The sequence below is a fragment of the Mycolicibacterium doricum genome, from assembly GCF_010728155.1.
GTDB lineage: Bacteria > Actinomycetota > Actinomycetes > Mycobacteriales > Mycobacteriaceae > Mycobacterium > Mycobacterium doricum.
The window spans coordinates 3,936,843-3,960,888 of sequence record NZ_AP022605.1; the positions used below are offsets into that span (position 1 = coordinate 3,936,843).

Annotated in this window: 22 protein-coding genes; 16 read left to right on the forward strand and 6 right to left on the reverse strand. The window is 68.6% G+C overall.

The window, feature by feature from the left end:
- Position 1: 1 nt before the first annotated feature.
- Positions 2–1,159, forward strand: coding sequence for a hypothetical protein (locus G6N07_RS19225; protein WP_085190680.1), 1,158 nt, complete (start codon positions 2–4; stop codon positions 1,157–1,159).
- Between the two features lie 186 nt (positions 1,160–1,345).
- A complete protein-coding gene (locus G6N07_RS19230) occupies positions 1,346–1,855 on the forward strand; it encodes a pyridoxamine 5'-phosphate oxidase family protein (protein WP_085190678.1) in 510 nt (169 codons plus the stop codon).
- Positions 1,856–1,894: 39 nt separating this feature from the next.
- On the opposite strand, the gene G6N07_RS19235 is transcribed toward G6N07_RS19230, so the two are convergent.
- Both G6N07_RS19235 and G6N07_RS19240 read right to left on the reverse strand, forming a co-directional pair.
- On the reverse strand, positions 1,895–2,200 hold the full coding sequence (locus G6N07_RS19235) for a GNAT family N-acetyltransferase (RefSeq protein WP_085190676.1): 306 nt from the start codon (positions 2,198–2,200) through the stop codon (positions 1,895–1,897).
- A gap of 342 nt (positions 2,201–2,542) precedes the next feature.
- Complete coding sequence (locus G6N07_RS19240) at positions 2,543–2,836, reverse strand: WhiB family transcriptional regulator (protein ID WP_085190674.1); 294 nt, start codon at positions 2,834–2,836, stop codon at positions 2,543–2,545.
- A gap of 359 nt (positions 2,837–3,195) precedes the next feature.
- Between G6N07_RS19240 and G6N07_RS19245 the strand changes: the two genes are divergently transcribed.
- Both G6N07_RS19245 and G6N07_RS19250 read left to right on the forward strand, forming a co-directional pair.
- Complete coding sequence (locus G6N07_RS19245; protein WP_085190669.1) at positions 3,196–3,957, forward strand: transcriptional regulator; 762 nt, start codon at positions 3,196–3,198, stop codon at positions 3,955–3,957.
- Between the two features lie 121 nt (positions 3,958–4,078).
- Positions 4,079–4,936 (forward strand): hypothetical protein, encoded by an 858-nt coding sequence (locus tag G6N07_RS19250; protein ID WP_085190667.1) that lies wholly within the window; start codon positions 4,079–4,081, stop codon positions 4,934–4,936.
- 31 nt (positions 4,937–4,967) lie between these two features.
- On the opposite strand, the gene G6N07_RS19255 is transcribed toward G6N07_RS19250, so the two are convergent.
- A complete protein-coding gene (locus tag G6N07_RS19255) occupies positions 4,968–5,855 on the reverse strand; it encodes an MPT63 family protein (protein WP_085190665.1) in 888 nt (295 codons plus the stop codon).
- A 118-nt stretch (positions 5,856–5,973) separates the two neighbouring features.
- Entirely contained in the window at positions 5,974–7,197 is a 1,224-nt protein-coding gene (locus tag G6N07_RS19260) for a MinD/ParA family ATP-binding protein (protein WP_244949087.1), read from the reverse strand.
- Positions 7,198–7,739: 542 nt separating this feature from the next.
- Between G6N07_RS19260 and G6N07_RS19265 the strand changes: the two genes are divergently transcribed.
- From G6N07_RS19265 to eccD, 12 genes are all read left to right on the forward strand, one after another.
- Positions 7,740–8,588, forward strand: coding sequence for an ESX secretion-associated protein EspG (locus G6N07_RS19265; protein WP_085190661.1), 849 nt, complete (start codon positions 7,740–7,742; stop codon positions 8,586–8,588).
- A 13-nt stretch (positions 8,589–8,601) separates the two neighbouring features.
- Positions 8,602–9,132, forward strand: a complete 531-nt coding sequence (locus G6N07_RS19270) for a secretion protein EspD (protein WP_085190659.1) — start codon at positions 8,602–8,604, stop codon at positions 9,130–9,132.
- Positions 9,125–10,846 carry a type VII secretion AAA-ATPase EccA gene (eccA, locus tag G6N07_RS19275; protein WP_085190657.1) on the forward strand — a complete coding sequence of 574 codons (1,722 nt, stop codon included), beginning with the start codon at positions 9,125–9,127 and terminating at the stop codon, positions 10,844–10,846. Before G6N07_RS19270 ends, eccA begins: the two co-directional genes overlap by 8 nt.
- A 3-nt stretch (positions 10,847–10,849) precedes the next feature.
- Positions 10,850–12,343: a type VII secretion protein EccB gene (gene eccB / locus G6N07_RS19280; protein ID WP_085190655.1), complete on the forward strand. Its 1,494-nt coding sequence runs from the start codon at positions 10,850–10,852 to the stop codon at positions 12,341–12,343.
- On the forward strand, positions 12,340–14,580 hold the full coding sequence (gene eccCa / locus G6N07_RS19285; protein WP_085190653.1) for a type VII secretion protein EccCa: 2,241 nt from the start codon (positions 12,340–12,342) through the stop codon (positions 14,578–14,580). Before eccB ends, eccCa begins: the two co-directional genes overlap by 4 nt.
- Positions 14,577–16,355, forward strand: a complete 1,779-nt coding sequence (eccCb, locus tag G6N07_RS19290) for a type VII secretion protein EccCb (protein ID WP_085190651.1) — start codon at positions 14,577–14,579, stop codon at positions 16,353–16,355. The genes eccCa and eccCb overlap by 4 nt, the downstream gene beginning before the upstream one ends.
- A gap of 147 nt (positions 16,356–16,502) precedes the next feature.
- On the forward strand, positions 16,503–16,796 hold the full coding sequence (locus G6N07_RS19295) for a PE domain-containing protein (protein WP_085190736.1): 294 nt from the start codon (positions 16,503–16,505) through the stop codon (positions 16,794–16,796).
- Between the two features lie 41 nt (positions 16,797–16,837).
- A complete protein-coding gene (locus tag G6N07_RS19300; protein WP_085190649.1) occupies positions 16,838–18,184 on the forward strand; it encodes a PPE family protein in 1,347 nt (448 codons plus the stop codon).
- Between the two features lie 92 nt (positions 18,185–18,276).
- On the forward strand, positions 18,277–18,576 hold the full coding sequence (locus G6N07_RS19305) for a WXG100 family type VII secretion target (protein ID WP_085190734.1): 300 nt from the start codon (positions 18,277–18,279) through the stop codon (positions 18,574–18,576).
- Positions 18,577–18,606: 30 nt separating this feature from the next.
- A complete protein-coding gene (locus G6N07_RS19310) occupies positions 18,607–18,894 on the forward strand; it encodes a WXG100 family type VII secretion target (protein ID WP_085190647.1) in 288 nt (95 codons plus the stop codon).
- Between the two features lie 105 nt (positions 18,895–18,999).
- On the forward strand, positions 19,000–20,517 hold the full coding sequence (locus G6N07_RS19315; RefSeq protein WP_085190645.1) for a MinD/ParA family ATP-binding protein: 1,518 nt from the start codon (positions 19,000–19,002) through the stop codon (positions 20,515–20,517).
- On the forward strand, positions 20,514–22,043 hold the full coding sequence (gene eccD / locus G6N07_RS19320) for a type VII secretion integral membrane protein EccD (protein ID WP_085190643.1): 1,530 nt from the start codon (positions 20,514–20,516) through the stop codon (positions 22,041–22,043). Before G6N07_RS19315 ends, eccD begins: the two co-directional genes overlap by 4 nt.
- 44 nt (positions 22,044–22,087) lie before the next feature.
- Here eccD and G6N07_RS19325 read toward each other — a convergent pair whose 3' ends face one another.
- Positions 22,088–22,420, reverse strand: a complete 333-nt coding sequence (locus G6N07_RS19325) for a YbaB/EbfC family nucleoid-associated protein (protein ID WP_235849747.1) — start codon at positions 22,418–22,420, stop codon at positions 22,088–22,090.
- Positions 22,417–24,036: a PPE domain-containing protein gene (locus G6N07_RS20765; RefSeq protein ID WP_085190641.1), complete on the reverse strand. Its 1,620-nt coding sequence runs from the start codon at positions 24,034–24,036 to the stop codon at positions 22,417–22,419. Before G6N07_RS20765 ends, G6N07_RS19325 begins: the two co-directional genes overlap by 4 nt.
- Positions 24,037–24,046: the final 10 nt, after the last annotated feature.

The following is a 24,046-nucleotide window of genomic DNA, read 5'->3' on the forward strand; positions in this document are numbered from 1 at the left end:
CGTGACGAAATGCCCGCGGTGCTTCTCGGTACTGGACCCGAACCAGTACCTGTGGACGCTTCCGCCGCACGCGGGAGGCACCCGCTACCGCGACGACCTCGCCTCGTCCTATCTGGGGGCTCCTGCCGAGTCGGGTGCGCTCTACACCTGGGCCCGTCCGCCCGGCTACACCGGACCGCCGCCACCGCTGTCGGAAGCAAGCCAGGCGCTGCAGGGTCGGGCAGTGGAAATCTGCCCGGTCTGTCACTACATGCTTCCCGACGACTGGCGCAACGGCCACGCGATCTGCATCGCGATGGCCGGTGCACGCGCCACGGGCAAGAGCCTCTACATCGGCGTGCTGGTGAAACAACTCGAGCTGCTGTGCGAACACCTCGGGGTGTCGATGCAGCCGGCCACCCGGGCAACCGCGACGGCCTACACCATGAACTACGAGACGCCGCTGTATGTCCAGCGGGGTCTGGTGCCGCCGACCCCCACCGTGCAGACCCAGGCCTCGCATCAACGCGAGCCACTGATTTACGGGATCGGGGTATGGCACGGCGTCCGGCGCTATCTGGTGTTGCGGGACGTCGCGGGCGAGGATCTCGAGTCCGGCGATCTGTATACCGCGCCGTTCCGGTTCTTCGCCAACGCCGACGCGGTGTTGTTCATGTTTGATCCGTTGCGTATCAAAGGGATCCGCGACCAACTCCAGGATCTGCTCCCGGCGCAGGCCTCCGGCGGGGGCGATCCGCGCGCGGTGCTCAACAACGTGTTGAACGCCGTCGGCACCGGTCAACCGAAACTTGCCGTGATCGTGTCGAAGTTCGACGCGCTACGGGTGTTGCGCGACGTCGAGGGATCCGAGTGGAGCCTGATCATGTCCAACGCCGGGGCGGCGTATCTGCGGGACCCGTCGGACACCCCGCAGTACGACGAATCCGACGGGCAGCTGCTGCACGAAGAGATGCGCAGCCTGCTCACCCGGTTGCACGGCGGGTCCGTCGTCACGGCGGTGGAGAACCCGGCCACCGGCATGCGGCTGGTGCACCGCTACTTCGCCGTCTCCGCGCTCGGCGCGCCCCCGAGCGGGAACCGCCTGCATTCGCGCGGGATCGCGCCGTTCCGCACCGTCGACCCGGTGCGGTGGGTGACCGCGTCATACGGTGTGCTCTGACGGAGCCGCTGATAGCGGGCGGCGCCGGGCGAACCGCTGCCGGCGGGATGACCGCGCGCATCCATGCCGAATCGCCGTCCACGGCTCGGAGGCCGAAGATGTCGTCGACGACACCGTTGCCGCCGCACTCGAAGAAACACGACGACTCCTGTGACGCCGACCGCACGGGCCTGATAGGCATACATCGTGGGCAAGAACGAGCGGGCGAAGATCGTGATGTCGGACGCCGAGATCGCCGAATTCATCGACCGCAGCCGCACCGCCACGATGGCCACCGTGCTGTCCAACGGCCGGCCGCACCTGGTGGCGATGTGGTACGCGGTACTCGACGGGGAGATCTGGTTCGAGACGAAGGCCAAATCGCAGAAGGCGGTCAACCTCCGCCGCGATCCGACGGTGACGGTGATGATCGAGGACGGCCTGACGTACAACACGCTGCGCGGAGTCTCCATCGACGGCCGCGCGGAGATCATCGACTCCGATCCCGATCAGCTTCTGCGGGTGGGGATCAGCGTCTGGGAGCGCTACACCGGCCCCTACGGTGACGACATGAGGCCGTTCGTCGATCAGATGATGCACAACCGGATCGCGATACGCGTGGTGCCCGAGCGGACACGAAGCTGGGACCACCGCAAGCTCGGGATGCCCGAGATGCCGTTGAGCGGCAGCACCGCCCAGTACCTGGGGGAGCAGTGACCGCCACCGGCGCGCCCTAGCAGCGGACGTGGGGCTCGGTCAGCCCTCGACTGGGTCGACGATGTCGGCGTACTCGTGGTGCTTTCCGACGTAGTTCGCGACCAGTTCGCACTGCGGGACGATCCGCTTGCCTGTCGAGCTCGTCTGCTGCAACGCCTCCCCGACGAGAATGGTGGCCAGCCCTCGGCCCTCGAACCGCCCGTCGACCTCGGTGTGGGTGAACACCCGTTGACCCTCACGATCGGAGAACTCGACGAAGCCCACTGTCTGGCCGTCCACGCCGATGGTGAATCGGTCGGCTTCGGCCTTGACCGTGGTGGGCGCGCCGGTTTTGTCTGTGGTCACGGGCTCTCCTGGTCATTGCGTGTCATTGATCATGGGGTGTCATTGAGCGGTGCTGCTGTACCGCGGATACCCGCCGCCGCCGTCGCCGACCCTCGATCAGCGGGCGAATCGAAGTTCCCGCTCAGTCGAGGGAGTCGACGGCTCGCCGCGCTCGACAATCGCCCAGAAGTGGGGACGGTGCCGCCATGGCGCCTCTCGGCGAGTGGTCGCTCGAAGCGACGTTCAATGTTGGGGCCCGGGGCATGCCCGGCACCGTCGCAAGATGTAACGACCCTCGCCGTCGTGGTATTCCATCGGGCCCGCCGCCGACCCCTCGGACTCGGCGGCGTAATCCGGACGGGATCACGCGGACTCGGGAAACACCCGGCGGATCGCACGGACAGGGTAACCGTTGCGCTCGGCCAGCGAACGAAGCTGCTTCAACGCGAAGCTCCGCCCGCGGCCGGCCTCCGGAATCACGATGCCGGCCCAGAGGCCTTCGGCGCGCGGGAGTTCGACCGCGTCGCGGGCGCACATCCAGCGGCGCGGGCAGCGTCGGCAGATGGCCTTCGCCTCTTCGTCGGCCGTCGTAGTCCAACGTTCCGGATCGCGGGTGCAGGCGCCGACCGGGACCTCCAGAAATGTCACGTCGCTCATGGGTAACTCCTTGGGACAAGCCGTGCGGGCCAGCGCCTCACGGGGTGGGGTGGAATCTATAGCAATAACCGTAGCGATGCAACGGTTAGTCCCCGGCCACGTAAAGTCCGCCTCACGGGTGCGTCCAGCGCCGACAAAACCGTACGGACGTGAACTGCCGCGATAAGGCAAAGAGGCGATATGGCGCAACGGTTGTGCGCAGCGCAAACCGAAGCGTTCCGCGAACCGACGGGCAGCCGAAGGCGTAGCTCCGATACGGATTGGTACTGGGATTACCAACCGAGTCATAGCGTTGGCCGTTCCACGGTTAGTATTGCGGCACCGAGCCGTCGTCGAGCCAGCGAGGATGAGCGCCGTCCATGACCAACGCGGAGTCGATCGACGAGGCGACCGGGGTGCTCGACCCCGGCGTCGCCCGCGCCGGTGCGGCGGCTGCGGCGCGACGCCGAGAACTCGACATCAGCCAGCGCAGCCTGGCCGCCGACGGCATCATCAACGCCGGGGCGCTCATCGCCTTCGAAAAGGGCCGCAGTTGGCCGCGCGAGCGTACCCGGGCAAAGTTGGAACAGGTGTTGCGCTGGCCTCCGGGGACCATCGCGAAGCTGCGCCGTGGCGAGCCGGTCGCCGCCCGCGACGCCACCACCACAACCACCCCCGTCACCTCGGCGGGCCCTGCGGCGACCACGGCTGCCGAGGCGCCGCTGATCGCGCAGGCCGTGGAGGCCGCGGTTCATACCCTCAGCGCCACCGCGGATGTGCTGCCGCCGGTCGACGACCCCTACTTCACCCCCCGGGTAACGACGATCCTCTCCGACCTGCGACAGCTCGAGGCAGTCGCGACCCGCGCTGCCCGGATCGGAAAGGTCACCCCGGCCCTGATCAAGGCGCTCGGCGCGGTCCGCCGACGGATCGACGAACTGACGATGCTGGCCGCCACTGCTCCGAACGCCACCCTGGGGCAGCGGCTGTACGCGGTGCGCCGGCGAGCCAATCTGACGATCAGCGAGACGGCGCAGGCGGCCGGCGTCTCCGACGACGACATCGCGGGCGCGGAAGCCGAACTACCGGTCTCGGCCGGCGCAGCAGCCGCTGTCGAGGCACTGATCGGTGCGCTGACGTGATGGGGCGGCGATTCACGTCCGCCGTCGCCAGATGCGGCCTACTACGCTTCCATGGGTACATTTTGCGAGTTCACCCGAGCGGGGGTCCCGAAGTGACGACGAGGTACGTGGAGGTCCGGACATGACGTGGCCGCCTCCGCCCCCGTCGTCGGACCCCTGGGCGACCGGTCCCGTCCCCGGGCGCGATGACGGCGAATCCGCGGCCGAGCCGGCCTTAGAACCCTTGTGGGAGCCGGTCTCGGAGCCGGTCGCGGATTCCGGCCCCGACGAGTTCTCCGAACCCGTCGAGCAACCGATCGATCAACCCGTGGATCGACCGATCGACCAGCCGGTGGCCGACGGTGGCTCGCCCTCCGCCGGATACGGCACGCCGCCGCCGGTGGTTCCTCGGGCGCAGATGGCCCCGCGGCAGCCGAAGAGGCCGGTGTGGCTGATCGCCGCCGCGGTTCTGGGGGTGATCCTGGTCGGCGTCGCGGTGTGGCTGTTGGTTCCGTCCGGCGAGGGCGGCGGCACGATCACCGCCTCGACGACCTCACCGACGCGCACCGCCGATCCACGAGCCGAAGCCGATCTGCGCGGACTCATACCGCGTGGCTATGCCCCCGACGCCTGCGATATGCAGCCCCCGCCGGAACGCGCGCTCGCCAAGGCATCCTGCGGCGCGAACACCGACCCCGGCGGCCCGCCGTCGGCGACCTACACGATCACGGCGGACGACACCGCGCTGGACGCGGCGTTCAACGACGTCGTGGAGGCGACCTCCATCGTCACCTGCCCCGGGAACATCCAGTCGCCGGGACCGTGGCGGCGCAACGCCACCCCGCAGAAGGTCAGCGGTGTGCTGTTCTGCGGACTTCAGGCCGACGGCCCGGTGGTGGCATGGACCAATTCCGAGGAATCACTCATCGCGGTGGTGAAGTCCGGCCCGCAGGGACCGGCTCTCGAGCAGCTCTACATCTGGTGGAGTTCCCACTCCTGATCGAACCGATGTGTTCCCGCCGAGGGCTGCGTCAGGGCACCGGCACGGGGGTGGGCGTGGGGATCACCGGGGTGGGCGTGGGGATCACCGCGCCCGGCCCGTGCGGCACGGGAGCCTGGTCACCCTGTGCACCGGACGGAAGCGGAGTGCCCGAGCTGGTCGCGGGCAGCGGAGTTCCCGAGCTGGTGGCCGGTAGCGGGGTGCCGACGCTGCCCGCGGGGAGCGGGGTGCCCGAGCTGCCGGCCGGGGCCGGGACGAGTTCGGCGCTGGCGGGGACGGGCGCACCCGGAGTCGCGGGCTCGACGGCCTCGGCGGCGGCGGGTGGAGTCTGCTCGGCGGCCTGTGGCGATGACGAGGTGGCGCTTCCGGACGGCGACGACCTCGGCCGCGGGGTCCACGACGGGGTGCTCGACGGGGTGCTCGACGGCGCCGGCTGCACCCACAGCAAAAGATCCCGGCTGCCGTCGTTGTAGACGACGCTGTCCGGCTGAGCGCCCGTGACGTCGAAGTACAGTTTGCCGGTGGTCTGCTGACCCTGGTTGAGCGTCGACGGGTTGACGCCCTGAGGCGTGGCGACCTGCCACAGCACGCGGTAGGTCTCGCCATTCTTGGCGCGGGCATTGAAGTTCGACACGATCGGCGTCGCGGCGCCCTGGACCGCCTCGTCGGTGGCGGTGGCCTCCCACAGCGTTCCGCGCACGACGTAGGGGATGGTGTCGGTGCTGGTCTTCAGATCCGTGACGGTCCAGCCCTGCACGACCGATCCGTTGACGAGATCAGCCTGCTGGCCGATCCCGTGGACGGCCGGGCCTGCCGGCGCGCCCGACTCCGCCCCGACGATCGGTGCAGCCATGACCGCACCGGCGACAGCGGCTGCCGCGGCTGCTGCGGCTGCGGCGAAAACATCGGTGATCTTCAACGTGGTTCACTCCCTGAGTCGTCCTACGGCCGACTCCCCCGTTCCTGGAGGCGGACCCGCTAGCGAACCTAGCAAATGACGACGTCGCCAAGCACCCCCGGGCGGCAGGTCGGAGCCCTCAGCCGCGTTCCCGGGAACGATCATCGGTGACCGGAAAGTGGTCGGCGAGGGCGGCGGCGAGTTCGAGGAACTTCCGTCGCGCCGCGGGCGACATCTCGCGCGTTCCGCTGATGACCCCGCCCGGCCGCAGGTGTCCGTCGAACGGGATCTCGATCACCCGCTGACCGTGTCCGGCAAACTGCTGCACCAGGATAGACCGCGTGCGCTTGTCGGCGTGACCGTCGGAATCGTTGAGCACCACCACTGTTCTCTGCAGGAGACCGGTCATCCCTCGCGCCGCCAGCCAGTCCAGCGTCTGCCCGGCCGCCGCCGCGCCGTCCACCCAGGGCGAGGAGACGACGATCAACGCGTCGAGGTCGCGTAACACCTCCAGCGTGACGGGCGAGTCCATGGTGGAACTGCAGTCGACGACCGAGATGGAGAAGTGCCGGTCCAGCCGCGAGGTGGCCTCGCGGTAGATGGCCGCATCGAGCACTCTTCGACGTGCCGGCGAACCCTCTCCGGCGAGGACGAACAACCCTGCCGCGTTGTTGCCGACGCGGCTCCGCACATCGGTGAAGGATTCGAGGTGCTGATCCGACGCGATCTCCCAGTAGGACCCCTGCGCGTTCGGATCGACCCGGCTGCCCAATTTGCCGAATGCGGTGTCGGCGTCGATCGCCACCACGCGGTCGTCCTGCCGAAGCTCGGCGAAAACCGAGCCGATGCTCGCCGAGACGGTCGTCTTGCCGACGCCGCCCTTACCCATCACACCGACCTTGAAATGCCCTCGAAGCATGCCGCGGATCTTGTTCTCCAGCGCGATCTGACGTAGTTCATCGGGTGACTGACCCGGATTGACCCGTCCGAAGCTGAGTCGGTAGATCCACCGCCGCCAGCCGTGTGCCGGCGGCCTGCGGGGCGGGGGAACCAGCTGGTCGACCCGAATCCGGTCGGTGTAGGAACCGTGGTACGGCGGGGGTGCACCCATCGGACCGGCAGCCCCGTACCCCTCCTGCGGCCAACCCGGTCGCATCGGCGGCCGACTTTGAGCAGCCGGCGGTCCCGCCGGTGGCCGAGGTCCGCCGGCGGGCTGCCGCCCCGGCGGCTGAGCCCATCCGGCGGGTTGCGGGCGGGGCGGAGCGGGCGGCGGCCCGGGTCGCATCTGCTGGGTATCTCGGAAGCTGGTGCGCCCCTGCTGGCCGTCGGGCTCTCCGCGCAGGGCGTCGTCAGGATCGGTCACTACGGTCCTCCTCCTGAGGTCTGGCGAGACGGACATCGACCCAGTATCGACCACGTCGTCGACAATTCGCGCGGCCCCGGCCGCCGCGCAACATCAGCAAAGTCATGGCGGGTGGGGCTCCGCAGCGGTGCCACTGTCGCACCGTCGGGGATGCGCCTGCGGCGGGATGCCCCGCTTGCGCGTCCCCGGATGTGCATATCGAACGTCAGCGATCCTCGAATCGCAATCACACCGCTCGCCTCGGCGTTCGCTGAGGACCGCATTCCACGAAGTTGAACCGCAGAAGTAGGCCAAATCGTATATTGCTGACCAATGGGTCGACGCGCTGGGCGATGCAGTCCTGCGGCCTGCAAGAATGTGCGCTGAAGGTACCGGGTGCGCTGGTACGCTGACTCTCGGCGAAGGGACGCCGAACCCGGTGTTTCGCCGCCGCTGTTGCGGGATGCGGCAAATGTCCGAACAAGCCAGGGCAGAATCCACCGCGCGCACTGCGCGATGAGAGTTGGGGGTCCGATGGGTGATCTGCGGGTCGCGGGAGTCCGATGATCGCCGGCGCATCGGCCGTGTCCAGCGGCACCCACTACGACGACGTCGTCGCCGTCGAGGTCACAATCGACGGGATGCTCGTCGTCGCCGACCGCATCGGCGCCCACGAGTTCCCGCCGTCGCTCGGAATCCGGCTCAACATCCCACAGCCCGATCTGCGCAAGATCGTCTGGGAGCAGGTCGCCCGTGATCTGACCGAGCAGGACGTCCTCAACCTCTACGGTGATCCGCACCCCGAGGTCGCCGCGATGGTGGACACCCTGAGCCGGTCCGACCGTGTTCTCGAAGGGCGTTGGTGGCGCCGCGACGTCGGCGGCAAGATGATCCGCTTCGTGGTCTGCCGAAAGGGTGACCGGCACCTCGTGGCCGCCCGCGACGACGAGATGCTGGTGCTGCAGCGCGTCGCCCCGCAGATCGGCCTCGCCAACATGGTGACCACTGTTCTGGGCGGTGCCACGCCCGCCGACGTGGAACCGCTGACCGGCGTTGCCGGCGAGCTCGCCCAGTGCCGGACGGCCGTTGAGCTCCAGGCCTACGGCATACCGCTGACCTCTGCGCGCGCCTACGCCGACATCATCAGCGAGCCGTCGAGCTGGGTGGAGCTCACCGCGACAGAACGTCACCCGGGCGGCACCCAAACCAGCACGGACGTCGCCGCCGGGGTGCTCGACTCCCCGCACGGCCGCATCGTGTCGATCCCCCGCCGGGTCAGCGGTGAGCTGTACGGCAGCTTCCTGCCGGGGACGCAGGAGAACTTGCAGCGGGCGCTCGACGGTCTGGTCGATTTCCTCCCGTCCAAGACGTGGTTCGACCACAGCGACGCCGACAGCCTCCACGGGGAGTGAGCGAAACTCCTCCATGGTGGGTGACTTCTCGCCGCACGGGCCCGATGACGACGCCGACAACCTGTCGGCGCTCGACTTCTATCAACCCGTCGTCGACGACGACGGGCCCGACCTCGCTGCGCTCGACGCGTTCACCGCCTATGTCCGGTCCGACCAGGACGGCGGCGAGCCGTACGCACCGGTGCCCGTGGAGGAAGCGGCGCCCGAAACAGAGCCGCTGTTCGCGGTGACGAACCCGCCCGGGACCGTCACCGTCACCAGCTACCTCGACGGTCGCGTCCACCGTATAGAACTGTCACCGCGGGTGGCGGGCGTGTCCGAAACCGAACTGGCGGAGGAAATTGTGGTGATCGCGGGACTGGCCGCACAGGACGCCAGGTCGGCGCAGTACGAGGTCGTGCTCGACGGGATGCGGGCACAGGGCCACGATGATCCCGCGACCCGCGACTTCCTGCAGCGTGACCTCGAATTACCCACACCCGAGGAAGCCCGAGCACGCCGCGCCGAGGTTTTCGCCACCAGGTATGCAGGTAGTCATGAGTGATCACCTGGCCAGCCTGTTCGGTAGCGCGGTCGGTATGCTGCCCAACGCCCCCGCTCGTTCCTACGAGCTGTTCACCGACATCACCAACTACGACGAAACCGCCTGCGACGCATGGGTCGGACGCATCCGCTGCGGTGACATGGACCGGGTGACGCTGTTCCGGGCGTGGTACTCGCGCGGCAACTTCGGACAACTCGCCGGCGCCGCCGAAATCTCGATGAACACCCTGGCCGCGCGCATCCCGATCGGCGGACTGTTCGGGGAGATCACCTATCCGATCACCTCGCCGCTGGGGATCACCATGGGCTTCGCCGTGCACGAGGCGAAGGAAGGCAACTTCACCGACGCCATGGAGGCGCTGGAGAACGTGCCACCCGGCGGCGCCGACCACCTGATCGCCTGGGTGAAGACCGTCATCTACGGCGCGGCCGAACGCTGGACCGATGTGATCGACCAGGTGCGCAGCGCCGCCACCTGGCCGGACAAGTTCCTCGCCGCCGCCGCCGGCGTGGCCCACGGTGTGGCCGCCGCGAACCTCGGACTTTTCACCGAGGCGGAGCGCCGGCTGACGGAGATGAACACCTCACCCGCCGGTCAGGCGTGTGCTCCGACCATCGCCTGGTATCTGGCGATGACGTACCGCAGCCAGGGCAACGAAGAAGGCGCCCGGGCGCTGCTGGAATGGCTGCAGGCCACCCATCCGGAGCCGAAGGTGACTGCCGCGCTTCGCGACCCGTCGTACCGGCTGGTGACGACCACCGCGGAGAAGATCGCCGCACGTACCGATCCGTGGGATCCGGCCAGCGCGGTGGCCGACACCTCCGGACGCGAGAAGCTACTCGTCGACGCGCAGGCGGAACTGGATCGGCAGATCGGTTTGAGCCGGGTCAAGGACCAGATCGAGGCCTACCGCGCCGCCACCCAGATGGCCAAGATCCGCGCCGCTCGCGGGATGAAAGTGGCGCAGACGTCGAAGCACATGATCTTCGCCGGCCCGCCCGGCACCGGTAAGACGACCATCGCGCGGGTGGTGGCGAACATCCTCGCCGGGCTGGGCGTGATCGCCGAGCCCAAGCTCGTCGAGACCTCACGCAAGGACTTCGTCGCCGAGTACGAGGGCCAGTCGGCGGTCAAGACGGCCCGCACGATCGACCGGGCCGTCGGCGGCGTGCTTTTCATCGACGAGGCGTACACGCTGGTGCAGGAGCGCGACGGCCGCGCCGACCCATTCGGCACCGAAGCGCTCGACACCCTATTGGCACGCATGGAGAACGACCGCGACCGCCTGGTGGTGATCATCGCCGGGTACAGGGTGGACATCGACCGGCTGCTGGAGACCAACGACGGCCTCAGGTCGCGCTTCGCCACCCGGATCGAGTTCGATTCGTATTCTCCCGACGAGATCGTCGAGATCGCGAAAGTGATTGCATCAGCCAACGACTCGTCAGTCAACGAGGATGCCGCCAAACTCGTGCTCGAGGCCGCGACACTGCTCGGGCAGCGCACCTTGAACGGCAAGCCGGCACTGGACATCGCCGGCAACGGCCGTTATGCCCGGCAGTTGGTGGAGGCCGGCGAGCAGAGCCGCGACATGCGCCTGGCCCGGTCCCTGGACTTCGAGAGTCTCGATGTAGAGCAGCTGAGCGAAATCAACGGCGAGGACATGGCGTCGGCGATCGCCGCCGTCCATTCCCGCCTGAACATCAGCAGGTGAGGTATGGCGAGTTTCCGGCTTACCACCAAGGTGCAGGTCAGCGGTTGGCGCTTTCTGCTGCGCCGGGTCGAGCACGCGATCGTGCGCCGCGACACCCGGATGTTCGACGATCCGTTGCAGTTCTACAGCCGCGCGGTGAGCGCCGGCATCATCATCGCGGTGCTGATCTGCCTCGGCGCGGCGCTGATGGCGTACTTCAAGCCACTCGGCAAGCGTGGTGGTGACCAGCTGCTCGTGGACCGCACCACCAACCAGCTCTACGTCGTGATGCCGGGTGGCGGGGAACTGCGGCCGGTGTACAACCTCACTTCGGCGCGGCTTGTGCTCGGTAACCCCGGAACACCCGTCGAAGTGAAATCCGACGAGCTCGATCGCATATCGAAGGGCCAGCCGATCGGCATCCCGGGCGCCCCCTATGCGACTCCAGTCTCTGGTGCGGCTCAGTCGATGGGTACGTCGGCATGGACCCTGTGCGACACCGTCACCAAACCGCAGAGCGTGGTGCCGATGGTGGAGACCTCGGTGCTGGTGCGCCCGCTGGTGGTCGATTCGACGGTCGGACCGCTGCGTCCCGACCAGGGCATGCTCGTCGCGTTCAAGGGTGCGAACTGGTTGGTCACCGAAGGTGGTCGCCATTCGATCGACCTGGCCGACCGGGCGGTGACGTCAGCCGTCGGGATACCGGTGACCGCCAGGGCGACCCCCATCTCCGAGGGTCTGTTCAACGCGCTGCCGAACGCCGGGCCCTGGCAGCTGCCCCAGGTTCCCCGCGCCGGTGAGCCCAATACCGTCGGGCTGCCGTCCAATTCTGTGATCGGCTCGGTGTTCGAGACGGTGACCGAATCCGATGAGCCGCAGCATTACGTCGTGCTGCCCGACGGGGTGGCCCGCGTCAACGACCCGACCGCGGCGGCGCTGCGCGCCACCAACTCCTACGGTCTGATCGAGCCACCGATGGTGGAAGCCAGTATGGTGGCACGGATCCCTGAGCAGGTCTACGTCTCACCACTACCCGACCAGGCGCTCGACATCCTGCTGCGCCAGGACGATCCCACACTGTGCTGGTCCTGGCAGCGCGTCGCCGGCGACCAGGCGCCCCGCACGACGGTCATCGCCGGCCGTCGACTGCCGATCGCCGCATCGGCGCTGAACACCGGCATCCGGCAGATCACCGGTGACTCCACCGTGTACATCGACGGCGGTCAGTTCATCCGGCTGCAGTCCCCGGATCCGCGGTACGGCGAGAGCCTGTACTACGTCGACCCGCAGGGCGTGCGGTACGGCATCCCCGACGAGGAGACCGCCATGAACATCGGCCTGACCGGGCCGCTGACCGCTCCCTGGCAGGTGGTCAGCCTGCTCGTCGACGGTCCGGTGCTGTCCAAGCAGGCGGCTCTGCTCGAACACGACACGCTGCCCGCGAGTCCGAACCCACGCAGGGTCGGCGACGACGGCGCAGCGCAACCGGCCACATCACGCACCGGAGGTGGCGGATGACCACGAAGAAGTTCACGCCGATCATCAAGCGGGGTCCGCGACTCACCCCCGGCGAGATCACCGTGACGCCGCCGGAGGATCTGGGCGTCGAGATCCCCCCGTCGGGGATTCAGCGGGCGCTGCCGTGGGTGATGGGTGGCTGCATGCTGGGGATGATCTCGATCATGATCTTCACCGGTGTCCGACAGTTGTCGCCCTACATGCTGATGATGCCGCTGATGATGGTGATGGCCACGGTCGGTTTCATGGCCGGTGGCGGATCGGGCGCCAAACGGGTGCCCGAGATCAACGCCGACCGCAAGGAGTATCTGCGGTACCTCTCCGGGCTGCGCACTCGAGTCACGTCGTCGGCGGCCGCTCAGGTGACGTTCTTCAACTACCACGCACCGCACCCCGAGGATCTGCTGTCGATCATCGGCACGAACCGTCAGTGGTCACGGCAGACCAACGGCGAGTTCTTCGCCGCGACGCGGATCGGCCTGGGTTCCGAACCAGCGGTGGACCGTCTGCTCAAACCGTCCGTCGGCGGGGACGTCAACGGGCTCGCCGGTCCGCAGGCGGCGCCGCAACCACATCTGGAACCGGTCAGCCACATGTGGGTGACGAAGTTCCTGCGCACCCACGGCCTCATCCACGACTGCCCCAAACTCCTACAGCTGCGGTCCTTCCCGACGATCGCAATCGGCGGTGACGTCGACGGGGCCGCTGCGCTGCTGACGGCGATGGTCTGCCACTTGGCGGTGTTCCACCCGCCGGACCTGTTGCAGGTGCGGGTGCTCACCGACAATCCCGAGGACCCGAACTGGAGCTGGCTCAAGTGGCTGCCGCACGTGCAGCACCAGAGCGACGTCGACGCCGCCGGACCCACCCGCATGGTGTTCACCCGCCCCGACGGGCTGAGCGATCTGACCGCCCGTGGACCGCACACCGCCGACTCCTCCCCGAGCGGCCCGTACGTCGTCGTGGTGGACCTCACCGGTGGTCGTGCCGGCTTCCCGGCCGATGGCCGCGCCGGTGTCACGGTGCTCACGCTGGGAAACCACAACGGGTCTGCCTACCGAATCCGGGTCGCCGCCAACGGCGCCGCCGATGACCGGCTGCCCAACCAGGGTTTCCGGCCGGTCACCACCACCGGCGACCGGTTGACACCGGGTCAGGCCGGCCGTATCGCCCGCAAGCTGGCGGGCTGGTCGATCACGGGTGCGATCATCGACAAGAACGTCCGGGTGCAGAAGAAGGTCGCCACCGAGTGGCACCAACTCGTCGGCGCGCAGACGGTCGCAGAGGTGACACCGGCGCGCTGGCGGATGTTCGCCGACACTGACCGCGACCGACTCAAGATCCCGTTCGGACACGAGCTGCGCACCGGCGACATCATGTATCTCGACATCAAGGAGGGCGCCGAGTTCGGCGCGGGACCGCACGGCATGCTGATCGGCACCACCGGTTCGGGGAAATCCGAATTCCTTCGGACGCTGATCCTGTCGCTGGCGGCCACCCATCATCCCGACCAGGTGAACCTGCTGCTGACCGACTTCAAGGGCGGTTCGACGTTCCTCGGCATGGAAAAACTGCCGCACACAGCGGCGGTGGTGACGAACATGGAAGAGGAAGCCGAACTCGTCAGCCGGATGGGAGAGGTGCTCACCGGCGAGCTCGACCGGCGCCAGTCGATCTTGCGGCAGGCCGGTATGCGGGTCGGCGCGGCCGGCGCGCTGTCGGGTGTGGCGGAATACGAGAAACACCGCGAACGTGGCGCCGACCTGCCGCCGCTGCCGACGTTGTTCGTCGTCGTCGACGAGTTCGCCGAACTGCTGCAGAACCACCCCGACTTCATCGCCCTCTTCGACCGCATCTGCCGGGTGGGCCGTTCACTGCGGGTGCATCTGCTGCTGGCCACCCAGTCGCTGAACACCGGCGGTGTCCGCATCGACAAACTGGAGCCGAACCTGACGTATCGGATCGCCCTGCGCACCACCAGCTCGGCGGAATCGAAGGCGGTGATCGGCACCCCGGAGGCGCAGTACATCACGAACAAGGAGAGTGGTGTGGGCTTTCTGCGGGTGGGCATGGAGGACCCGGTCAAGTTCCAGAGTGTCTACACCGGTACCCCGTACGTCCCGGCGACGGCGGTGCAGCAGGACGGTGAGGTGACACCCCGCCAGCCCCAACGCAACCGGATGCGTATCCACAAGTTCACCGCCACCCCGATCTTCGATACGGCGCTGACGTCATGACCACCTCCGAGCAAAAGGTCCTTCGTGAGGTCGTCCTCGACCAGTTGACGACGGGCGAGACCCGCGCCTACCGGATGTGGTTGCCGCCGCTGACCGATCCGACGCCGGTGAACGAACTTGTCGAGCGCGACCATCAGCGCCAGCCGCTGCGGTTCGGGCTCGGCATCATGGACGAACCCCGCAGGCACCGCCAGGACATCTGGGGTGTGGACGTGTCGGCTGCCGGCGGTAACATCGCCGTCGGCGGCGCCCCGCAGACCGGCAAGTCAACCTTCCTGCAGACGTTGATCATGTCGGCGGCGGCCACCCATTCACCGCGTGAAGTGCAGTTCTACTGCGTCGACCTCGGTGGCGGCGGTCTGATGTACCTTGAGGACCTGCCGCACGTCGGCGGCGTCGCCACCCGGGCCGAGCCCGACCGTGTGAACCGCGTGGTTGCCGAGGTGAAAGCCGTTCAGCGGCAACGCGAGCGGACCTTCAAGGAGTTGCGGGTCGGTTCGATCGCCGGATACCGGCAGATGCGGGAGGATCCGGACAACCCGGCGGCCGCCGATCCATTCGGCGATGTGTTCCTGGTCATCGACGGCTGGCCGGCGTTTGTCGCGGAGTTCCCCGACCTCGAGCCGGTCGTCCAGGATCTCGCCGGTCAGGGCCTCGCCTTCGGGGTGCACGTGGTGATCTCCACCCCACGCTGGACCGAGTTGAAGTCCCGGGTCCGCGACTACCTCGGGACCAAGATCGAGTTCCGGCTCGGCGACGTGAACGAGACGCAGATCGACCGCATCACCCGCGAGATCCCGCCCAACCGGCCGGGCCGGGCGATCTCGATGGAGAAACACCACCTGATGATGGGCGTGCCCCGCCTCGACGGGCAGCGCAGCGCGGCCAACCTCGTCCCGGCGATCACGTCGGCGGTCGCCCAGATCGCCGCGCAACACACGGTTCGGGCGCCGCAGGTGCGGGTGCTCCCGGAGCGGGTCTATCTGGACGAACTCGACCCGGCCCCCCCGGGACCCGATTCGGACTACCGCACCCGCTGGCGCGTGCCCCTCGGCGTACGCGAGTCCGATCTCAGCGTGGCCTACAACGAGATGCACATGACGCCGCACCTGTTGGTCTTCGGTGCGCCGAAGTCCGGCAAAACGACGATCGCCCACGCGGTCGCCCAGGCGATCTGCCGCCGCAACACCCCACAGCAAGTGCGGTTCATGCTTGCCGACTACCGGTCGGCGTTGCTGGATGCGGTACCCCAGAGCCACCTTCTCGATGCCGGCGCGGTGAACCGCAACCACGCATCGCTGGAGGCCGCAATCAAGGCGCTGGCGACCAACCTGCAGAAGCGGCTGCCGCCGCCCGACCTGACCACCGCCCAGCTGCGGTCACGATCGTGGTGGAGCGGTCCGGACGTGGTGCTGCTCGTCGACGACTGGCACATGATCGTGGCCGCGTCCGGCATGGTGCCGCCGATGGCGCCACTGGCGCCGCTGCTGCCCGCGGCAGCCGACATCGGTTTGCACATCATCGTGACCTGCCAGATGAGCCAGGCGCATCGCGCCACGATGGACAAGTTCGTTGGTGCGGCGTACGGCGCCGGGACCCCGACGCTGTTCCTGTCGGGGGAGAAGACGGAGTTCCCGTCGAGCGAGATCAAACTGCGTAAACGGCCGCCTGGCCAGGCCCTTATGGTGTCACCGGACGGCAAGGAAGTCGTCCAGGCGGCCTACGTGGATCCACCGGAAGAAGAAGTGTTCGCACCACCCCCACAGGGCGGTTAGTATCTAGCGAGAACATCACAGCAACGTTGGCGGTTAACTGCCAGCAAACCAGTCGGGGGATGCGTCCGGGGACGACGCGGCACACGTGCCCGAGCCGTCCGCCATCGCTTGTCCTGCTTACGGGGAACCAGCAAAGGAGATGTGCACGTGCAACCTCTCGAACACAATCCGGGTGCGGCGGGCGTCGGCGGCCAGGTCGTCGCCAACGGTGCACGGGGGCTCGCCGGCGGCACGGCGGCTACCGCGGCGGTGACCGCGCTGGTTCCGGCTGGCGCCGACGAGGTGTCGGCGATGGCCGCCGCCACCTTCGCCGCCGAGGGTGCCGAGACCCTGGCGCTGAACACCTTCGCCCAGGAGGAGCTGTCCCGCGCCGGCGCGGCGTTCGTGGAGATCGCCGGTATCTACGCCGCCGTCGACTCGGCCAACGCCAGCACGTTCTGACCAGGACGCAGCGGATCCCCTAGCGGAGCCGGTCACACACCATGGCACTGACGGGCATACCCCTCCCACCGACCTGGACGGCGCTGCCGCCCGAGGTCAACACCGGCCGTTTGATGGCCGGAGCCGGCCCCGCGCCGATGCTGCAGGCCGCGGCCGGGTGGGAGGCGCTCGCCGTTCTGCTGGAGACCCAGGCCGACGAGCTCGCCGCCAGCCTGGCGAACCTGTCGTCCATGTGGACGGGCTCTGCCAGTGAGCGGGCGGTGGCCGCCACCATGCCGATGGTCGTCTGGTTGCGTACCACGTCGGCGCAGGCCATGAAGCGGGCTTTACAGGCGGCCAACCAGGCAAACTCCTACACCCTTGCAATGGCAACTACTCCGCCGTTGCCGGAGATCGAACAGAACCACGTCACACACGCCGTCCTCGAGGCGACGAACTTCCTGGGCGTCAACGCCGTGCCGATCGGGGTGAACGAGTTCGACTACTTCGTACGGATGTGGAACCAGGCCGCCACGGCGATGAACGTGTATCAGGCCGAGACGCAGATGAATCTGCTGTTCGAGCCGATCCCGCCGATGACGCCGATCGTCATCCCCGGGGTCGGGGAGAGCGCCGGTGCCGCCGCGGCGGCACAGGCGGCAGCGCGCGCTCCGATGGGGGTGGCCCGCAACGGGCTCGTCGCCAAAGCCAGCGCCACCGCCAAAATGGAGTCCGTCGGCCTCAACGCCGGCCGGGCGATGGCCCAGGGCAACATGGCCGCCCAACGGTCCCAGGGCGCCGTGCAGAAGGGGCATAACGCTGCTCAGCAGACCGGTCAGCAGCCGCAGGAACAGATGATGCAGCAGGGCGTGCAGATGGGTGTACAGATGGCCGGCCAGATCGGTTCGATGGTCGCTCAGGTCCCGCAACAGTTCGGGCAGATGGTGCAGACCCCGATGCAGATGCTGACGCAGCCGCTGCAGCAGGTGTCGTCGATCTTCGGCCAGCTGGGCGGGAGTCTCGGTGGCGAGAAGGCACAGGCGCAGGTCGGGCTCATCGGTGCAGCGCCCTTCTCCAACCATCCGCTGGCCGGCGGTTCGGGTGCGAGCTCGGGCGCCGGGCTGGTGCGGGCGGCCTCGCTGCCCGGGGCCGGCGGGTCCGCGGCGCGAACCCCGCTGATGGCCGACCTGATCGGTGACAAGATGGGTGCGGCCCCGGTACCTGTCGGTGCCGGCGCGGCGGCAGGGCCGACCGTCGGCGGGCTCGCGCCGGTCGGCGGCGCCGGCGGCGGGACGGGTCCGATGGGGATGGCTGGACAGGGCGCCAAGAGCGGTGGCTCGAAACCGGGGTTGACCGCGCCCGCACCACTGGCCCACGGCCTGGACGAGGACGACGGCGACGATTGGTGAGTCGTCGCGAGAACGCAGACTTCCCGGTCACATGCCGGAAGACTCGCCATTTCCCGTGGTGAGGACACAGGAAAAGAAGGATGTATCCGCACATGGCAATGAACACCGATATTGCTGTCCTCGCCAAGGAGGCCAGCAACTTTGAGCGAATCTCGGGCGAGCTGCAGGGCGTGATGCGGTCGGTGGACGCGACCGCCAACAGCCTGATCCCGCAGTGGCGCGGCCAGGCCGGCGAGGCGGCGCAGGCGGCGCTGCTGCGCTACCAGGAGGCCGCTGCGGCGCAGATCCAGACCCTGACCGAGATTTCTTCCAACATCCACACTTCGGGCACGCAGTACGGCTCGACCGACGATGATCAGGCCGGCACGCTCGCGTCGTCGATGAACCTCTGACCACTCACAGACCACAGAAGGGAGAAATAAATGTCGGAACAGGTATGGAACTTCGCGGGCATCGAGGGCGGCGCAGGTGAGATCAACGGCGCCGTCAGCACCACCCAGGGCTTGCTCGACGAGGGCCAGGCGTCCCTCGGCGCGCTGGCGGCCGTGTGGGGCGGTTCGGGTTCGGAGGCCTACCAGGCCGTCCAGGCCCGCTGGGACAACACCTCGGCCGAGCTCAACGCGGCCCTGCAGAACCTCGCCCAGACCATCAGCGAGGCAGGCTCCACCATGGCTCAGACCGAAGCCGGCGTCACCGGAATGTTCGCCTGACACACAGCTGCATGAAGGTGGGCGGGACCGGCCGGGCATCACGGTACCGGCCGAACTCGCCCACCTCCTGCGCTACGGCGTAAACCCACCATCGAGAGGCACCCCATGTCGGCCGACTATGACCGGCTTTTCCACTCCCCGGACGCCGCTCAGACGCCCGACGAGGCGACCCTGCACGTCGACCGCGACGCCCTGATGCGGAGCAACGCCGCGGCGCCGGCACCGGCCGGCGGATCCAACCATGCCGACGGCGCAGTGCCGCCGCCGCTGCCGATCACCCAGCCACGCACCCAGACCGCACCGGCACCGCCACCCCGGCACGCCGAGATCACCACCCAGATGCCGCCAACCACCCAGATGCCGCCAACCACCCATATGCCGCCAACCACCCATATGCCGCCAACCACCCATATGCCGCCAACCACCCAGATGCCGCCAACCACCCAGGCGCCGCCCGCCCAGAGCCCGGCGCCGCAGCGTCCTCCGAACGGCATGATGCGCACCCCGCAGACCAACCTGCCGGGTGGCGCCCGGTTCGAGGCGCCGCGGCAGGCCACCACCCCCGCTCCGCGGCCCGCGCCTGCGCCACCGCCGTCGGCGCATTTCGCCGACGCTCCACCGACGGAGGCGGCCTGGCCGCATGGTCAGCCTCCCGCTCAACCCGCACCGACGTCCGCGGCGGCGATGGGCAACCACCGCGCCATCGACGCGCTGTCCCACGTCGGGGTCAAGTCGGCGGTGAAGATGCCGTCGCAACGCGGCTGGCGCCACATCCTGTATCTACTCACCCGGATCAACCTGGGTTTGTCGCCGGACGAGCTCTACGAGATGGACCTCCACGCGCGGATTCGTCGTAACGCCCGCGACTCCTATCAGATCGGCGTCCTCGGCCTCAAGGGCGGCGTGGGTAAGACCGCCGTCACCGTGGCGCTGGGCTCCACCCTGGCCAAGGTGCGCGGTGACCGGATCCTGGCCATCGACGCCGACCCCGACGCGGGCAACCTCGCCGATCGGGCCGGCCGCCAGTCCGCGGCAACGATCGCCGATCTGCTCTCGGACAAGGAGTTGGCCCGCTACAACGACATCCGGGCCTATACCAGCATGAACGGCGCCAACCTCGAGGTGCTGTCGTCGGAGGAGTACAGCCAGGCCCGCCGTGAGTTCAACGACGACGACTGGAAGGGCGCGACGGAGGTCGTGTCGCGGTACTACAACCTGGTGCTCGCCGACTGTGGGGCCGGTCTGTTCCAGCCCTCGTCTCGTGCGGTTCTGGCGACCGTGTCCGGGTTGGTGATCGTGGCCAGCGCATCGATCGACGGAGCCCGTCAGGCCGCGGTGACGATGGACTGGATGCGCCAGAACGGCTACCAGGACCTGCTGAGTCGGTCCTGCGTGGTCATCAACCACATCGTCCCGAGCAAACCCAATATCGATGTCGACGACCTCGTTCAGCAATTCGAGCGACACGTAGCGCCCGGGCGTGTCATCGTGCTGCCGTGGGACAAGCACATCGCCGCGGGCACGGAGATCCACCTGGACCTGCTCGACAAGGTCTTCCAGCGCCGGATCATCGAGTTGGCGGCCGCCCTGTCTGACGATTTCGACAGACTCGAACGCCGTTGACCACCACCGCCGCAGCATCCACCACCACGAGCGTCACGCCCGGGCGGCCGTCGACCACCCGGGTGACGATCCTGACCGGCCGGCGAATGACCGACCTCGTGCTGCCTGCGGCGGCACCCATCGAGACCTACATCGACGAGACCGTCGCGGTGCTCGCCGAGATCCTCGAAGACACCCCGAAGGACGTGTTGGCGGGGTTCGACTTCGCCGCGCAGGGGGTGTGGACCTTCGCGCGTCCCGGCGCGCCGCCGATGAAGGCCGGCGAGTCCCTCGACGACGCGGGGGTGATCGACGGATCGTTGCTGACGCTGGTGTCGGTGAGCCGGACCGAACGCTACCGCCCGCTCGTCGAGGATGTGATCGACGCGATCGCGGTGCTCGACGAGTCACCGGAGTTCGACCGCGCCGCACTCAACCGCTTCGTCGGCGTGTCGATACCCCTTGTGTCCGTTGCCATCACGCTGATGTCCCTGGTCTCGTGGGACCGTACCGGGCAAAGCCTCTGGTGGGCGCTGGCGTTGGCGGTGCTCGGCCTCGGGCTCTTAGGGGGCAGCCTGCTGGCGCAGAACCGCTACGACAACCTCAACATGGCCGAAAGCCTGCTGATCGCCTCGTTGCCCGCGCTGGCCGGGGGCGCGGCGCTGGCCGTGCCGTTGCCCAACGGCGTCGGGTCGCCGGGCGCGCCGCAGCTGGCGGGAGCGGGCGCTGTGGTGCTGTTGCTGACGCTGGCCACCAGAGGGGGACCTCGAAAGCGGGCCGAGTTGGCGGCGTTCATGGCGATCGCCACGGCGGCGCTGACAGCGGCTGCGGTGGCGTACGGATACGGCTGGGAGTACTGGGTGCCCGCCGGTGCGGTCGCGTTAGGGCTCATCGTGCTGACCAATGCGGCGAAGCTGACCGTGGCGGTGGCCCGCATCGCCCTGCCCCCGATCCCCGCGCCCGGTGAGACGGTCAGCAACGACGAACTGCTCGACCCGGTGACCTCACGCGAAGGTGTCGACGAGGAATCGCCGACGTGGCAGGCGATCATCGCGTCGGTGCCCGAATCGGCGGCGCGCCTGCAGGAACGCAGCGTGCTGGCCAAGCAGTTGCTGATCGGCTTCCTCACCGCCGGTGCGCTCGTCCTCGCCGTCGGCGCGATCACGGTCGTCGTGGAGGGGCACTTCTTCGTCCACAGCCTGATCGTCGCCGGCCTGGTCGCCGCCATCTGCGGCTTCCGGTCCCGGTTGTACGCGGAGCGCTGGTGCGCATGGGCGCTGCTGGCGGTGACCGTCGTCGTCCCGACGGGCGTGATGGTCAGGCTGTGCCAGTGGTATCCCGACGACGCGTGGCTGATCCTCGCGATCTACACCGCGCTGGCTGCGGTGGCGCTGGTGATCATCGGCGCCACCGACGGTGTACGCCGCGTGTCGCCGGTGACCAAGAGGATTCTCGAACTGGTCGACGGGGCGGCGATCGCGGCGGTCATCCCGCTGCTGCTGTGGATCGCCAGCGTCTACGACGTGCTGCGCAACCTGCGTTTCTAGGGGACGCGACGCCATCGCGAAGGTCGCGCTTGCCGGCGACTAGTTCAGGGTTTCCACGATTCGGTCAGCTCGGCGACCTGGGCGTCGATCCGTTCTCGGTCCGCTTCGATCGCGGCGGACGCCGCCTCGGTGGCGTTCTGCAGCGCCTCGTTCAACCGGTGCTCGACGACGTGCACGCCCTGGCGCAACAGACCGTCCTCGATGCGCACGCTCGTCAACTGCTGGTGCCCGTCGAGGGTCACCTCGACGGTCTCGGTTTCGTCGGCAGCGGTGAACGTCTGATGCTTCATCTTGTCCAGTTGCGCGTCCATGATGGACTGCAACTGCTGCGCCTGGGCGAGGACGGCCGCCACCTGCGGGTGTATGTCGCCGGTCACTTCGAGTCCTTCCGATCGCGCGGTGTCTTGGGCTGGTAACCGATAACCGATTCGGTGAACGGGCGGTCCTCGACGTAGAGGTCCTCGTCGGGCGCCAGGCCTGGCGTGCGCTTCTTCTCCCCGTCCTGACCTCGGCCCGCGCCGTGTCCGCCCATCGGCATACCCCCCATGCCACCCATTGCGCCCATGGCGCCTGCCGGTCCCGCCGAGGCGGTTGTGCCACCACGTCCGGCGGCCGCGCCGGGCGCGACCGAATCCGCACCCACCGCGGGCTGCAGCGGCGCAGGTGGCACACCACCGCCGCCTGCTCCGCCGCCCGCGCCGCCACCGGCACCCCCACCGCTCGCGGCGGCCGGCTTGAGTGTGGGATCGTCGAGGGGCCGCGGACCCTCCGGCCCGGCACCGGGCAGGCCTCCGGGTAATCCGCCCGGCAGGCCACCTGCGGCCGGTGCGCCACCACCTCCGGCCGGTGCGCCACCACCTGCGGGCGAGCCGGCACCACCTGCGGGCGAACCGCCACCACCTGCCGGCGAGCCGGCGCCAGCAGGTTGCTGCGCGCCCTGCCCGCTCGGGGTGCCAGCGCCCATCGGGGTGGCCGGGGGGTGGCCGCTGGGCTGACCGCTGGGCTGGCCGCCGCCGCCTTCACCGCCACCGGCGCCCGGTTCGCCCGGTCCGTCCTCACCGGACGGCTCCTTCTTGCCCTTCCGCGGATCGCCGTTGCTGCTGATCGGCGGTACCGGTGCCGCTCCCTGCGGCGGGTCCTGCACCTTGGGCAGGCCCTTGCCTCCGACGTCCGCGCTGTAGCGCGTCCGGACGTCCTCGGATTTTCGTTGCAGCTCGAGGTATCCCAACACCGCCGCGGCGAGCGCGTTCTGGTCGCCTGCTTGGCCGGCCTGCGCCACCCGGGCCTCGACCGCCTCGACGTCGGCGACGGTCGGATGCTGCCCCGCCCACTTGTCATGCGCATCGGCCATGTCGATCGCCTCGGTGCCGAGGAACGCGTAACTCTCGGCCAGCTTCTGCAGCCACTCCTTGTGCTGACGAACCGCGTCGCCGGCCTTCTCGGCGGCCGTGCCGTCCCAGTTGATGCCGTCGAGGTTGAACGACGCGGCCCTGTCGCGAAGTGTCCCGGCGAACCTCTTCGCCTGCTCGCCGTAGGCCCGCATGGGACCCGAGTCGCCGGAATGGATGATCTGCGCGGCCGCCTTCACATCCATGAATCCGGCGTCGGTCTGGCCGCCCGGCACCGCCGGCACGGTGGACGGGAACTCGATCGGCGGGATCGGCGGCGGCAGGGTGGGGTTGACCGCGACGGGCTTCACGGAACGGGGACCGCCGGGATACTCCAGCGCCCTGGCCGCGCGGTCGTCGATCTGCTGATAGACGTCGGCCGCCTCGGACAGCACGGCGGCGAGCCGTTCGGCTTCGCGGTTGCCGGAGACCAGATGGCTACGCAGCGTGTCAGAACCCGCCGCGATGCCGGCCGCCGACGCCGTGACGAATGGGAGTCCGCACGGCGCCGTCGGCCGTTGCGACTCGTCGAGGACCTCCTCGTCCAGTGAGGTGGCTCGAGCCCGCAGATCCGCCGGCTCCACCCGAACTTCGTCCCCCGCCATGTCTTCCTCC